This is a genomic window from Nocardia sp. NPDC002869 (assembly GCF_046764065.1).
Classification (GTDB): domain Bacteria; phylum Actinomycetota; class Actinomycetes; order Mycobacteriales; family Mycobacteriaceae; genus Nocardia; species Nocardia rhamnosiphila.
Map to the genome: position 1 here is coordinate 26,099 of NZ_JBKOOL010000014.1, position 12,659 is coordinate 38,757.

Here is a 12,659-nt window from a genome sequence, read left to right on the forward strand (position 1 = left end):
CGTGATCCGCGGCCGCGCCGGAGGGCTCGGGAGCGCAGCGACAACTCGATCAGCGGCACGACAACGGCCCCGGGCGCGGTGGTGAACCTGCCCGGGGCCGTGGTGACTGCTGTGCGGCTACAGGGCCTTCAGCTCCTCGGTGACCGCGCCGACCGACTTCTTCGCGTCTCCGAAGAGCATCGAGGTGTGGTCGGAGTAGAAGAGCGGGTTGTCGATACCGGCGAAACCGCTGTTCATCGAGCGCTTCAGCACGATCACCGATTTGGCCTGGTCGACATTGAGGACCGGCATACCGTAGATCGGGCTGGCCGAATCCTCGCGGGCGGCCGGGTTGGTGACATCGTTGGCGCCGATGACCAGAGCGACATCGGTGCGGCCGAATTCGCCGTTGATATCGTCCATTTCCTTCATGGCGTCGTAGGACACCTCGGCCTCGGCCAGCAGCACGTTCATATGCCCGGGCATCCGGCCCGCGACCGGATGGATGGCGTATTTGACCTCGACGCCCTTGGCTTCGAGCAGTCCCGCCATCTCCTTGACCGCGTGCTGGGCCTGCGCGACGGCCATACCGTAGCCCGGCACCACGATCACCTGGTTGGCGTAGGCCATCTGGATCGCCGCGTCGGCCGCCGAGGTGGCCTTGGCCTGTTTCTGCTCGCCGCTACCGGAGGCGGCGACCGCGCCGCCGCCACCGAAACCGCCCGCCACGATGGCCGGGATGGACCGGTTCATCGCCTTGGCCATCAGATTGGTCAGGATGGTGCCGGACGCGCCGACGATCATGCCGGCCACGATCATCGCGGTGTTGTTCAGCGCCAGACCGGCCGCCGCCGCGGACAGGCCGGTGAGCGCGTTGAGCAGCGAGATCACCACGGGCATATCGGCGCCGCCGATCGGCAGCACCACCATCAGGCCCAGCACCCCGGCGGCCAGCAGCAGGCCGACCATCCACCACTGCGAGACGCCGCCGTCGGACGCACCGAGCCCGATGACGACCGCCGCCGCGACCGCGGCCACCAGCAGCAGCAGATTCACCACCTGCTGCAGTGTGCCGAGACCGATCGGGCGGCCGGGCAGGATCTCCTGCAGCTTCCCGAACGCGATCAGCGAACCCCAGAACGAGATCGAGCCGATGATCGCGGCGAACAGCGAGCCCACGATGATGTGCACCGTCGGTTCCTCGCCGTGATGGAAGACCGAGAAGCCGGTGGTGTCGATGAATTCGGCCCAGGCGATGAGGGCGACCGTGCCGCCGCCGACGCCGTTGAACGCCGCCACCAGCTGGGGCATCGCGGTCATCTTGGTGTAGCGCGCGGGCGGCACGCCCAGCACGACACCCACGACGAGGCCCGCGACGATCAGGATCCAGTTGGTGGTGTCACGGACGGCGATCAGGGTGGCGATCACCGCGATCGCCATACCGGCCGCCGCGATCCAGTTGCCGCGGACCGCGGTCTTCGGGCCGGTCAGCCCCATCAGACCGTAGATGAACAGGGCGAAGGACAGGATGTAGAGGATATCGACCAGATTGTCCATGGGTCACTTACCTGCCTTCTCGGCACCCGCGGCGGGCTTCTTGCCTTTGAACATGCCCAGCATCCGGTCGGTGACCACGAAACCGCCGATCACATTGAGCGTTCCGAACACCACGGCCACGAACAGGATGACCTGCACCCCGAGGGACGGGTCCTCCATCCGCCCGAGGGTGACCAGCGCGCCCAGCACCACGATGCCGTGAATGGCGTTGGTACCCGACATCAGCGGCGTGTGCAGGGTGTTGGGGACCTTGGAGATCACCGCGAAACCCACGAAACCGGACAGCACCAGAATCGCGATATTCGCCAGCAGTTCGGTGTACATCATTCGGCCTTCGTTGTCGGTTCGGCGTCACGGGTGACGCAGGAATCGGCCAGTACCTGATCGGAGAAATCTGGTTTCAGTTCGCCCTCGGCGAGCATCAGTTCCAGCAGCGCGGCGACATTCTTCGAGTACAGCTCGCTGGCGTGCTCGGGCATCGTGGCGGGCAGGTTCAGCGGCGAGCAGATCGTCACATCGTGGGTCACCACGGTCTCGCCGGGTTCGGTGAGTTCGCAGTTGCCGCCGGTCTCCCCGGCGAGATCCACGATGACGCTGCCCGGCTTCATCCCGGCCACCGCGCCCGCGGTCACCAGCCGCGGCGCCGGACGACCGGGTACGAGCGCGGTGGTGATCACCACGTCGAAACCCTTGATCGCGTCCTCGAGCGCCTGCTGCTGTTTGTCCTTCTCCTCGTCGGTGAGTTCGCGGGCGTAGCCGCCCTCACCGGCGGCGTCGATACCGAGATCGAGCCACTGGGCGCCCACCGAACGCACCTGGTCGGCGACCTCGGGGCGCACGTCGTAGCCGGTGGTCCGGCCGCCCAGGCGTTTCGCGGTGGCCAGCGCCTGTAGACCGGCCACGCCGACGCCCAGCACCAGCACGGTCGCCGGTTTCACGGTGCCGGCGGCGGTGGTGAGCATCGGGAAGAAGCGGGTCGATTCCGACGCCGCCAGCAGTACCGCCTTGTACCCGGCCACATTCGCCTGCGACGACAGCGCGTCCATCACCTGGGCGCGCGAGATCCGCGGGATCGCCTCCACCGCGAACGCCTGCACCCCGGCCTTCTTCAGCGTGGCGATCTGGTTGTCGGCGTTGCGCGGGGCGAGGAATCCGATGAGCGTCTGTCCCGCGGACAGTTTGCCCACCTCGGCATCGCTGGGCGGGGCCACCTTGACGACCACATCGGCCGACCAGGGGTCGCCGATCCTCGCACCGGCTTCCACGTAGGCGGTATCGGGAATGAGCGCGCCCGCTCCGGCTCCGGCCTCGACCACAACCTCCACGCCCTGCTTCACCAGGGTGGGAATGATCTTCGGAACCAAGGCGACCCGCCGCTCGCCCGCGGCGGATTCGCGAACGACACCGACACGCGCCCCGCGCGGCGACGAATCGCTCACGGCCTGCGTTGTCTCCACTTGTCTGCTTCCCTCTCCTGGTGTTTCGGCCGCCGATCAACGGCGCCGGGCGGGGGTGTCCTGGGACACCACCGCCCGAAATCCTGGCAACCGTACATCGGCCGCAGTGAGATTAGCTGAGATGCCCGTCACATTCCGAGTCGACAGCCGGATGTCTTCGCATCGGTAAAGCCTGATAGCGGGATATATCCGCCGAAGCATGCCCAGGAGTTTGAAAAGTTTGCCAAGTCGACGCCCAGTCCGGGACCCGCCGCACCCTTACGCCGTAGAGTGCGCCGTGTGAGCGACTGCGTTTTCTGCGGGATCGTGGCCGGTACCGCACCGGCCCATCGGGTGTACGAGGACGATACGGTGACCGCGTTCCTGGATATCCGGCCGATCACCCGCGGGCACACGCTGGTGATCCCGAAGCGTCATGCCACCGACCTGTCCGAACTCGATGCCGAGACCGGGGTGGACCTGTTCCGGGTCGGCCATCGCATCGCCCGGGCGGTACAGGGCCCCGGGTTCGCCGCCGACGGCGCGAATCTGCTGATCAACGATGGCAAGGCCGCGTTCCAGACGGTCGCGCACGTCCATCTGCACGTGATCCCCCGCAGCCACGGCGACAAGTTCCGGTTCGCGACCGGACTCGTGCTGCGCCGCGCCCACGAGCCGGACCGCGTCGCCGCCACGCTCCGCGCGGACCTGGCCGCCCTCGACGGGCGGCCCGGCGCCGACGGCGAACCGGCCTGAGCCCCGGGCCCATACGAATTCCGATCAACCCACGGAAGGCACTGCCGATGCGATATCTCCGCCTTCGCCGCGGCTTCCGCGGATCTCATGTACCCGCCTGCGCCGCGGCTTCCGCGGTGCGCGGGTACCGGCTTCCAAGGAGGACCGAATGACCGACTCCCTCGACCGTCCCGAACTCACCGCGCGATTGTCCGACCAGTTCGACGCCCTCGCCGAACTGGTCGCCGGTCTCGGCGAGGAGCAGTGGCGGACACCCTCACCGCTCCCGGGGTGGACCGTGTTCGATGTGCTGAGCCATGTGATCGGCACCGAATCGCTGCTGCTCGGGGACAGGCCCCCGGCGCGTGATCCGCAGGCGCCGGATGTCGATGTGAAGACTCTGCCGCACGTGCGCAACGAGATCGGCGCCCTCAACGAGATCTGGGTGCAGCGGCTGCGGCTGCGCGCGGGAACCGAACTGCTCGACCTGTACCGCGAAGTGATCGGCCGCCGCCGGGCCGCGCTCGCCGCCATGGACGATGCGGCGTGGTCGGCACCGTCACCGTCCCCCATCGGCGAGGTGCCCTACGCGCGGTTCATGCGGGTGCGGTTGTTCGACTGCTGGATGCACGAACTCGATATCGCCGACGCGCTCGGGAAACGGGTCGACGAGGGTGGTCCGCGCGGCGAACTCGCCTTCGCCGAGTTCGCGCCGTCGCTGCCCCGGGTGGTCGCGAAACGCGGTAAGGCACCGGCCGGTTCGCTGATCACCCTGGCACTCACGGGTCCGCTCGCGCGGACCCTGCATATAGAGGTCGGTGACCGGGCCCACTATGTGGACGCGCCCGCCACCGAACCCACCGTCACACTGGAACTGGACTCCGGCCTGCTGGTGCGGCTCGGCGGCGGCCGGGTGGACGCCGACTCGGCACTGGACCGGATCACCTTCCACGGGGACGCGGATCTGGGCCGGCAGGTGGTCCGGAATCTGGCGTTCACCCTCTGAGATGCGGCTGTTCCTGGCGAGCTACCGATTCGGCGCTCACTACGACGTATTCGCTTCGATGGTCGGCGAACCGGGCCCGATCGCGGTGATCGCCAATGCCTTCGACTCCTGGCCGCGGGGCCGGGCCGCCGCACTGACCAGCGAACTGACACCGTTGCGCGCACTCGGGTTCCGGCCCGAGGAGGTGGATCTCCGCGAATACGCCGGGCGCCCGGCGGAATTGGGGCGGCGGCTGGCCCGGTTCCCCGTCCTCTGGGTCCGCGGGGGCAACACCTTCGTCCTGCGCGCCCAGTTTGCACGGAGCGGCGCGGACCGGGTGATCCCGGAATTGCTGGCGTCGGATTCGGTCGTCTACGCGGGTTACAGCGCGGGCGCCTGTGTACTGAGCCCGGACCTGCACGGTCTGGAGACCGCCGACGACCCCGCCGAGGTGCGGCCGGCCTGCGGTATCGAACCGATCTGGACGGGTCTGGGGGTGGTCGATCGTCCGATCGTGCCGCATCTGGACTCACCCACCGACCCCGAGCGGACGGGTAACGCCCTCGCCGACCGCCTCCGGGCGGTGGGTACCCCGCACTGGGCGCTCACCGATGCCGATGTCGTGGTCCGCGACGGAGACGAAACCCGGGTGTACACGGGCTGATCGGTGGTCAGCGGCGCCGGAAGACCACCGACCGCATGGCCGAGTACATGTACACCGCCTCGCACACCCCGGCCAGCATCCGCGACAGGTGGTACTGCACACCGAGCGCGGCCAGTCCGGCGCCGACGCCCAGGATGAACGCGAGGTAGTTGATCAGCACGACGACCGTGTAGACCGCCGCCTGGCGCCCCGCCGGAGCGTGGGAGCGGAAGTTCAACCGGCGGTTGAGATAGAACGCCGGCGCGAAGGCACAGACGTAGCCGACCGATACCGACAACCATCCCGGCAACCCGAGTCCGCTGCGCAGCCCGGTGAGGATCAGCAGGTCGACCCCGAAGGTGAAGCTGTTGATCAGCGCGAAACCGAGGAATGTGGGTGCGACGAGGCGATCCAGGCCCCATGGCAGGCGCGCGACCACCGCGCCGCACCAGCGGGCGAATCGGATCTCCCACGTATCAGCGTTCGTCGCCAGGTCCTGCACCTGGTCAGCCTCGCAGGACCAGGTGTCCGGGAGGTGAGCGCGCGGCAAACCCACAGTTCGGGCGCGATTTTCCCGAGGAATGCCGCAGTCCCGCCAGCTCCGCGGTGTTGCCATTACAGCAAAAATATTTGCCAATTGGTTCGAAGGTACGGATAGTCGGCGCCGAGGAGGTGGTCACGGTGACCGAAGAATTGGACAACGACTACGACGTGGTGGTGGCCGGCGGCGGGGCGGCCGGTCTGAACGGGGCGCTCATGCTGGCCCGGTCGCGGCGCAGCGTGGTGGTGATCGATGCGGGACACCCGCGCAACGCCCCCGCCGACGGCGTGCGCGGACTGCTGGCGCGCGACGGTATGCCCCCGGCGGAACTACTCGAGACCGGCCGCGCCGAGGTCCGCCGCTACGGCGGCCGGGTGGTGTCCGGGGAGATCACCGGCGCGGTCCGCGACGGTGACCGTTTCACGATCACGCTCGCCGACGGCCGGGCGGTCCGGGCGCGGCGGCTGCTGGTGACCACCGGGCTGACCGATGAACTGCCCGGGATCCCCGGCCTGCGGGAACGCTGGGGCCGCGATGTGCTGCACTGCCCGTACTGCCACGGCTGGGAGGTGCGCGACCGGGCGATCGCCGTGCTGAGCCGCGGGCCGATCTCCGTGCACCAGGTACAGCTGTTCCGCCAGCTCAGCGATGACGTCGTCTACTTCACCCACGATCAGCCCGATCCCACACCGGAGGTCGCGGAGCGGCTCGCCGCGCGCGGCGTCCGCGTGGTGCCGGGCGAGGTGGCCGGAATCGAGATCACCGACGACCGGATCACCGGCGTCCGGCTCGCCGACGGCACCGTCGTCGCCCGGGAGGCCGTCGCCGTGGGCTCGCGGATGGTCGCCCGCGCCGGGTTCCTGACCGGGCTGGGCTTGACGACCATCGAGCATCCGGCAGGCTTCGGCCAGTACATCCCGTGCGACGCCACCGGCCGCACCGAGGCGCCGGGGGTCTGGGCCGCCGGCAATGTCACCGATCTGTCCGCACAGGTCGGGGCGGCCGCCGCGGCCGGGGCGACGGCCGGTGCCCAGATCAACGCCGATCTCGTGGAACAGGAATTCGATACCGCGGTCGCCGCCGCGCGCGACGGGTTCGCGGCGGCCGCCGAGGCCGAGCTCGCGCAGTCGGTGAACGGCGCTCGCGGCCACGGATTGTGATCACCGGGGTCCCGTCTGCCCGGACGGGACCCCATCCGGGCCGCGAGCGGTTAGCGTTGGGGCGTGGACCTGCGTGAACTGATCGATCTCCTGCCCGCCGACACGGTACTCACCGATCCCGACGTCCTCGCCGGATACCGGCAGGACTGGGCGAAGGACCCGGCGGCGGGGACTCCGCTTGCCGTGGTCCGCGCCACCGGAACCGCCGATGTGTGCGCGACGCTGCGCTGGGCCGACGAGCATCGGGTCCCGGTCGTCCCGCGCGGCGCCGGCTCCGGCCTCTCCGGCGGGGCGACCGCGGTGGACGGCGGAATCGTACTGAGCACCGAGCGGATGCGCGGTATCACCATCGACCCGGTCACCCGGACCGCGGTCGTCGGCCCCGGGCTGCTCAACGCCGAGGTCAAACGGGCGGTCGCCGAACACGACCTCTGGTATCCCCCCGACCCCTCGTCGTTCGAGATGTGTTCGATCGGCGGTAACGCCGCCACCAACGCGGGCGGCCTGTGCTGTGTCAAATACGGCGTGACCACCGACTACGTCCTGGGTATGGAGGTCGTGCTCGCCGACGGCACCGCGGTCCGGCTGGGCGGCCCGCGGCTGAAGGATTCGGCCGGGCTGTCGCTGACCAAGATGTTCGTCGGCAGCGAGGGCACCCTCGGGGTCATCACCGAACTCACCCTGCGGCTGTTGCCCGCGCAGCCGGCGCAGAGCACCGTGGTCGCCTCCTTCGCCACTCTCACCGCGGCCACCGAGGCGATTCTCGCCGTCACCGGCGCGCTGCGCCCCGCCATGCTGGAGTTCATGGACTCCGTCGCCATCAACGCGGTGGAGGACGAACTGCGGATGGGCCTGGACCGCGACGCCGCCGCTCTGCTGGTGGCCCGCTCCGACGCGCCGGGCGACCACGCCGCGCAGGAGGCCCGGATCATGCTCGAGGCCTGCCGGGCCGCCGGGGCCACCGAGGCGTTCCACACCGCCGACCCGGAGGAGGGCGAAGCCTTCACCGCGGCCCGCCGCTACGCGATCCCCGCGGTCGAACGGCTCGGCCCGCTGCTGCTCGAGGATGTCGGGGTACCGCTTCCCCGGCTCGGCGATCTGGTGACCGGTATCGCCGAGATCGCCGGGCGCAACGACGTCACGGTGTCGGTGATCGCGCACGCCGGCGACGGCAACACCCATCCGCTGATCGTGCACGACCCGTCCGATCCGGACGAGACCGAACGTGCGCACCGTGCCTTCGGCGAGATCATGGCACTGGCCATCACCCTCGGCGGCACCATCACCGGCGAACACGGTGTGGGCCGCCTCAAGAAGGCCTGGCTCCCGGATCAGCTGGGCCCCGAGGTGATGGACCTGACCAGGCGGATCAAGACGGCCCTCGACCCCCACGGCATCCTCAACCCCGGCGCTGTCCTCTGAACACCGGAACAAACCGCACCGGGCCCGCCGTTCCACCGAAGGTGAGTACCGAACTGCGACACAATGCCGACGACACCCGCTTCGAGATCTACCTGGACGGGACCCTCGCGGGGTATGCCGACTACGCGGAGACGGAAACGCCGAAGGTCCGCAATTTCCACCACACCATCACCTTCCCCGAGTTCCGGGGGCGAGGGGTGGCGGGCCAGGTGGTCGGGTACGCGCTGGACGAGACCCGGGCCGCGGGCTTCGAGGTCGTGGCCACCTGCTGGTACGTCGACGATTACATCGGCGCCCATCCCGAGTACGCCGACCTGGTCCACCGCTGAGCCCGGATACCGCGCCGGACGGACCGGGCGCGGTATCCGCCGTTGATCAGCTCGCGGTCTCGTCCAGGATCCACTGACCGTAGGCGGGGTTCACGCCCGCCACCGGTACCGCGACGACCTGGGGAACCTCGTCGGGGTGGTCGGAGTTGGCGCGTTCGACGATCGCGGGCACCAGCGACGCCCGCGTGTGCAGTACGACCACGGCCTCGGAGGCGTCCTCCACCGCACCCTCCCACCGGTAGATCGAGCGCACGTCCGGGATGATGTTCCCGCACGCCGCCAACCGATCCGTGACGAGCCGGTGGGTGAACTCCACCAGCCATTCCTCGTCGGGTCCACTGATGGTCACGTCCACAAGATCGGTATCGCTCACGGCGTACATGATCCATCAGACCGGCGGATCACACCGAGCCGACCCGCGACCGCATTGCCGAGCCGGGGATCCCGTCCCGGCGTCCCTCCGCCGGCACGACGCGCGACCGAGTGGCGGCGAGACTTTCCCACCGGGCACACCGCCGGAACGAGCAGGCCACGGCATGGGTCGACGAAGTAGACTCCATGCAGCGGGATCGGACCCGCTCGACAGGTGTCCGGGAGGAGCGTCATGACCACCGAGACGATAGCCCCCGCGTGGATGCACGAGCAGATCACACCCGAGGAGTACGACTCCTGGACCGAGGAGCAGTGTGCGGGGATCGAGATCGTGGACGGGATTGTCGCCGTCAGTCCGAGCGCGCCCAAGCGGCACAACCGCCTGGCCCGGATCCTGGCGAACGCGCTGGACGCCGCGGCCGGGCCCGAGTGGAACGCTGATACCGATTTCGATGTCCGGCTCCAGGACGTACCGCTCAACAATCGGCGCCCGGATGTCGTGGTGTATCGCGCGGAGACGATCGATATCACGCCGACCCGCCCCGAGCACGTGCTCCTGGTGGCCGAAGTCGTCTCGCCCGGCTCCGAAACCACCGATCGCATAGTGAAAGTGGAGCAGTACGCCCGGGCCGGTATCGCGTTCTACTGGCGGATCGAACAGGCCGCCACCGGAGTCCCGCTGATCTACACCTATATCCTCGATCCGGCGACCGCGTCCTACCGGACCGGCGAGATGTTCACCGGGGTCGTCGAGGCTTCCGCCCCGTTCCCCGTGAAGATCGATCTCGGCCGGATCTGATCCGCCGCGGCGGATCACAGGCCGAAGGCACGTCCTACATGGTCCGCGGCGTCGTGCTCGGTCATCGATCCGTCGACCTCGAGCACGGGCAGCCCGAGCCGAGCCGTTTCCGCGCGCACGTGCTCGGTGAATATTTCGTCGCGGCGCAGCAGGTTGCGCCGGGCGCGGGCGGGGTCGCTCGTCCGGCGCGGGATCTCCCAGCCGCGGCCGGCGAAGACGTCGCGGCGGAACTGCGGTGACGGCAGCAGCCAGATCCCCTGGGCAGGCCGGGCCAGCAGCGGCGCGACCAGGTGCGGCAGCAGGCGGAACCCTTCGACGACGGTCCGCTCGGGGATCCCCAGCAGGTCGTCGACGATCGCACCGAAGCCCTCGCCCCGGAACCAGTGGAACGTTTCGAACATCGTCTCCGGGGTCCGGTGCACCCAGCGCTCGTCCATGCTCATCCCCAGGAACGCCGACAGATACGGCGCGTCGCCGGGCGTGCCGCGCCCCGCGTGCTCGGCCATGGCGTCATCGGTCGAGTACACCCGCAGACCGTGCCGGGCGGCGACAGCGGTCGCGACGGCCGACTTCCCGGCGCCGCTCCCCCCACCGATCCAGTAGACGTGCCGTAGTCGCGACCGGAGTTCGGCCGGGTCGTCGAACTGCGTACGCGCACCGGATGTCATCCGATCCATTGTGCGCCCATCCGGCAACACCGGCGGGCCGGACCACACCGCATGCCACAGTCAGCCGATTCTGCCTGCGATTGCCGGATCGAGAGCCCTGGATCCATCGTCCGCAATGTCACCATCGTGGAGGGACTCGTCGGCGGACATCTGCGCGACAGTCGCACGGTGTGCCCGTGATCCGGTACGCGGATCAGGTCCAGGGGCTTCCCCCCGCCCCTGCTCTTCCGGAGAACCGGCTCAGCCGCACCCGGTGGCGCCAGGGACCGAGCGGTCATACCGCCGTGGATCCGGCGGCGAAGTGTCCGGCGTATTCGGCGGTGGGCGGTATCTCGGTGATGACATCGATCAGCACGCCGCTCGGATCCGCGAGGAGGAAATGCCGCTGCCCGAAATCCGCCGAGCGGATATCGAGTTCGGCCCGCAATCCGCCCCGCACTATCAGCCGTTCCCATTCCGCGTCGACATCGTCGACCTCGAAGTTCAGCAGCAGGCCCTGGACCGGTTTGCGGTAGCCGGCGGGGCGGTCGGGTGTGTGGGGTCGAGTAGTGCCAGCTCGTAGTACCGCTCGCCTTCGGTCCGCCGCAGGCTGACATACCAGTCCGCTTCGAAAACGATCTCGAAGCCGAACCAGTGGGTGTAGAAATCGCGTGCCTGCGCGATCCGAGTGGTGCCGATGACCGGGTAGAAGCTGCCGAGTGCCATACCTGCCTCTTTCGCGCCGAATTTCACATACCAACGGTATGCGAACTAGGCTAGGTCGCATACCGTCGGTATGTCAACGGAAGGTTCGCGATGGCCGGATCGCTGCGCGCCCAGCGGCGGGAACAGACCCGCGCAACGCTGCTACACCAGAGCAGGAAGCTTTTTGCCACCAAAGGTTATGCCGCCGTGGGCCTTTCGGAGATCGTTACCGCGGCGGGTGTCACCAAGGGCGCGCTCTACCACAATTTCGACAGCAAGCTCACGCTGTTCCGCGCGGTCCTGGAGGACGTGCAATCCGAGGTCGGCGACCGCGTCGCCGCCGCCGCGGACACCGAATCGGACCCGTGGACCCAGCTCGTCACCGGCTGCGAAACCTTCCTGACCATCTGCACCACCCCCGATATCCAGCGCATCATGCTGATCGACGGCCCCGCGGTCCTCGGCTGGCAGGAATGGCGCGCCATGGACGAATCCGCCTCCGCCCGCCACCTCGAAGACGCCCTCACCACACTGGTCACCGCCGGAGTCATCCCGCCCCAGCCCATACCGCCGCTCACCCACCTGCTGTCCGGCGCCATGAACGAAGCCGCCCTCTGGCTCGCCACCTCCCCCGCCCCCGGCGCCCTGTCCGACACCCTGGCCTCCCTGCGCCGGATCCTCGAAGCCCTCCGCACCGCACCGGTTCCCTGAACCTCGTCACCGGTCGGTGAACCGTCCCGGCCGCGGACCGCCTCGATCTCGTGCACGCGGGCGACGGCGCGGAAATCCTTACGCAGGATGGCGCCGCGATTCCGCTCAGGTCACCGGGCGTCGTACCTGCGAAGTGTCCGCACCGATTTCGTGGCCGGCCCGGGTGCGCGGGCTCAGTTCGGCAAGTTCGTTCCCGGCGAGATCGGTCAGTGCCGACCGGGCCTCACCGGCGGTGAACGCATTGCGCTCACCCCACTGCCGCAACGCCACGATGGCCGTGAACAGATCCTTGCCCGCGGCGGTCAGCTCGTAGACGTGCCGCTTCCCGCCCGAGGCTGTGCCGGTGGCCAGGATCCCGTGGTCGACGAGCCGGCGCAGCCGGTCGGCGAGGATATTGCGGGCGATCCCGAGCCGCTGCCGGAACTCGGTGAACGACGCCGCGCCGTCCATGGCGTCCCGGACGATGAGCAGGCTCCACCGATCGCCGACGAGGTCGACCGTCCGGGCCACCGGGCAGGTGGGGTCGGTCCATTCGCGGCCGGCGCCGAGTTCCATCGATCCACTTCACCCCTTCGGTTGCAATTCGAAACCATTTTGCCATACCGTCAGACGGTTTCATATTGCTACCAATTGGAGGC

18 protein-coding genes are annotated in these 12,659 nt (G+C 68.9%); 9 read left to right on the forward strand and 9 right to left on the reverse strand.

What is annotated here, in order from left to right:
• Positions 1-117 precede the first annotated feature (117 nt).
• The 3 genes from ACLML9_RS04295 to ACLML9_RS04305 are packed head-to-tail and all read right to left on the reverse strand — an operon-like array spanning position 118 to position 2,975.
• On the reverse strand, positions 118-1,536 hold the full coding sequence (locus ACLML9_RS04295; RefSeq protein ID WP_411944234.1) for an NAD(P)(+) transhydrogenase (Re/Si-specific) subunit beta: 1,419 nt from the start codon (positions 1,534-1,536) through the stop codon (positions 118-120).
• Positions 1,537-1,539: 3 nt separating this feature from the next.
• The gene (locus tag ACLML9_RS04300; RefSeq protein ID WP_030522455.1) at positions 1,540-1,860 is read right to left on the reverse strand and encodes an NAD(P) transhydrogenase subunit alpha; all 321 of its coding nucleotides are present in this window, start codon (positions 1,858-1,860) and stop codon (positions 1,540-1,542) included.
• Positions 1,860-2,975, reverse strand: coding sequence for a Re/Si-specific NAD(P)(+) transhydrogenase subunit alpha (locus ACLML9_RS04305; RefSeq protein ID WP_411944235.1), 1,116 nt, complete (start codon positions 2,973-2,975; stop codon positions 1,860-1,862). The genes ACLML9_RS04300 and ACLML9_RS04305 overlap by 1 nt, the downstream gene beginning before the upstream one ends.
• 297 nt (positions 2,976-3,272) lie before the next feature.
• On the opposite strand from ACLML9_RS04305, the gene ACLML9_RS04310 reads away from it, so the two are divergent.
• The 3 genes from ACLML9_RS04310 to ACLML9_RS04320 all read left to right on the forward strand — a co-directional run bounded on the left by ACLML9_RS04310 (position 3,273) and on the right by ACLML9_RS04320 (position 5,356).
• Positions 3,273-3,728: an HIT family protein gene (locus tag ACLML9_RS04310; protein ID WP_411944236.1), complete on the forward strand. Its 456-nt coding sequence runs from the start codon at positions 3,273-3,275 to the stop codon at positions 3,726-3,728.
• A 148-nt stretch (positions 3,729-3,876) separates the two neighbouring features.
• Positions 3,877-4,713, forward strand: a complete 837-nt coding sequence (locus ACLML9_RS04315) for a maleylpyruvate isomerase family mycothiol-dependent enzyme (RefSeq protein WP_411944237.1) — start codon at positions 3,877-3,879, stop codon at positions 4,711-4,713.
• 1 nt (position 4,714) lies between these two features.
• Entirely contained in the window at positions 4,715-5,356 is a 642-nt protein-coding gene (locus ACLML9_RS04320) for a Type 1 glutamine amidotransferase-like domain-containing protein (protein WP_411944238.1), read from the forward strand.
• Positions 5,357-5,363: 7 nt separating this feature from the next.
• Here the strand turns inward: ACLML9_RS04320 and ACLML9_RS04325 are convergent, their stop codons facing one another.
• Complete coding sequence (locus tag ACLML9_RS04325; RefSeq protein ID WP_411944239.1) at positions 5,364-5,837, reverse strand: GtrA family protein; 474 nt, start codon at positions 5,835-5,837, stop codon at positions 5,364-5,366.
• A 179-nt stretch (positions 5,838-6,016) separates the two neighbouring features.
• Here ACLML9_RS04325 and ACLML9_RS04330 point away from each other — a divergent pair, with 179 nt between their 5' ends.
• The 3 genes from ACLML9_RS04330 to ACLML9_RS04340 all read left to right on the forward strand — a co-directional run bounded on the left by ACLML9_RS04330 (position 6,017) and on the right by ACLML9_RS04340 (position 8,787).
• Positions 6,017-7,036 carry an NAD(P)/FAD-dependent oxidoreductase gene (locus ACLML9_RS04330; protein WP_411944240.1) on the forward strand — a complete coding sequence of 340 codons (1,020 nt, stop codon included), beginning with the start codon at positions 6,017-6,019 and terminating at the stop codon, positions 7,034-7,036.
• A 63-nt stretch (positions 7,037-7,099) separates the two neighbouring features.
• On the forward strand, positions 7,100-8,458 hold the full coding sequence (locus ACLML9_RS04335; RefSeq protein WP_411944241.1) for an FAD-binding oxidoreductase: 1,359 nt from the start codon (positions 7,100-7,102) through the stop codon (positions 8,456-8,458).
• A gap of 41 nt (positions 8,459-8,499) precedes the next feature.
• Positions 8,500-8,787 (forward strand): GNAT family N-acetyltransferase, encoded by a 288-nt coding sequence (locus tag ACLML9_RS04340; protein WP_411944242.1) that lies wholly within the window; start codon positions 8,500-8,502, stop codon positions 8,785-8,787.
• A 46-nt stretch (positions 8,788-8,833) separates the two neighbouring features.
• On the opposite strand, the gene cutA is transcribed toward ACLML9_RS04340, so the two are convergent.
• Entirely contained in the window at positions 8,834-9,160 is a 327-nt protein-coding gene (cutA, locus tag ACLML9_RS04345) for a divalent-cation tolerance protein CutA (RefSeq protein ID WP_411944243.1), read from the reverse strand.
• A gap of 231 nt (positions 9,161-9,391) precedes the next feature.
• Here cutA and ACLML9_RS04350 point away from each other — a divergent pair, with 231 nt between their 5' ends.
• Positions 9,392-9,958 (forward strand): Uma2 family endonuclease, encoded by a 567-nt coding sequence (locus ACLML9_RS04350; RefSeq protein ID WP_411944244.1) that lies wholly within the window; start codon positions 9,392-9,394, stop codon positions 9,956-9,958.
• Positions 9,959-9,972: 14 nt separating this feature from the next.
• Here ACLML9_RS04350 and ACLML9_RS04355 read toward each other — a convergent pair whose 3' ends face one another.
• Entirely contained in the window at positions 9,973-10,626 is a 654-nt protein-coding gene (locus tag ACLML9_RS04355) for a hypothetical protein (protein WP_411944245.1), read from the reverse strand.
• A 51-nt stretch (positions 10,627-10,677) separates the two neighbouring features.
• Between ACLML9_RS04355 and ACLML9_RS04360 the strand changes: the two genes are divergently transcribed.
• Complete coding sequence (locus tag ACLML9_RS04360) at positions 10,678-10,806, forward strand: hypothetical protein (protein ID WP_411944246.1); 129 nt, start codon at positions 10,678-10,680, stop codon at positions 10,804-10,806.
• Between the two features lie 94 nt (positions 10,807-10,900).
• On the opposite strand, the gene ACLML9_RS04365 is transcribed toward ACLML9_RS04360, so the two are convergent.
• Positions 10,901-11,065: a hypothetical protein gene (locus ACLML9_RS04365; RefSeq protein ID WP_411944247.1), complete on the reverse strand. Its 165-nt coding sequence runs from the start codon at positions 11,063-11,065 to the stop codon at positions 10,901-10,903.
• Positions 11,066-11,109: 44 nt separating this feature from the next.
• The gene (locus ACLML9_RS04370; RefSeq protein ID WP_411944248.1) at positions 11,110-11,358 is read right to left on the reverse strand and encodes a VOC family protein; all 249 of its coding nucleotides are present in this window, start codon (positions 11,356-11,358) and stop codon (positions 11,110-11,112) included.
• A 63-nt stretch (positions 11,359-11,421) separates the two neighbouring features.
• Between ACLML9_RS04370 and ACLML9_RS04375 the strand changes: the two genes are divergently transcribed.
• A complete protein-coding gene (locus ACLML9_RS04375) occupies positions 11,422-12,021 on the forward strand; it encodes a TetR/AcrR family transcriptional regulator (protein ID WP_411944249.1) in 600 nt (199 codons plus the stop codon).
• 105 nt (positions 12,022-12,126) lie between these two features.
• Here the strand turns inward: ACLML9_RS04375 and ACLML9_RS04380 are convergent, their stop codons facing one another.
• Positions 12,127-12,576 (reverse strand): winged helix-turn-helix transcriptional regulator, encoded by a 450-nt coding sequence (locus tag ACLML9_RS04380; protein ID WP_411944250.1) that lies wholly within the window; start codon positions 12,574-12,576, stop codon positions 12,127-12,129.
• Between the last annotated feature and the right edge of the window lie 83 nt (positions 12,577-12,659).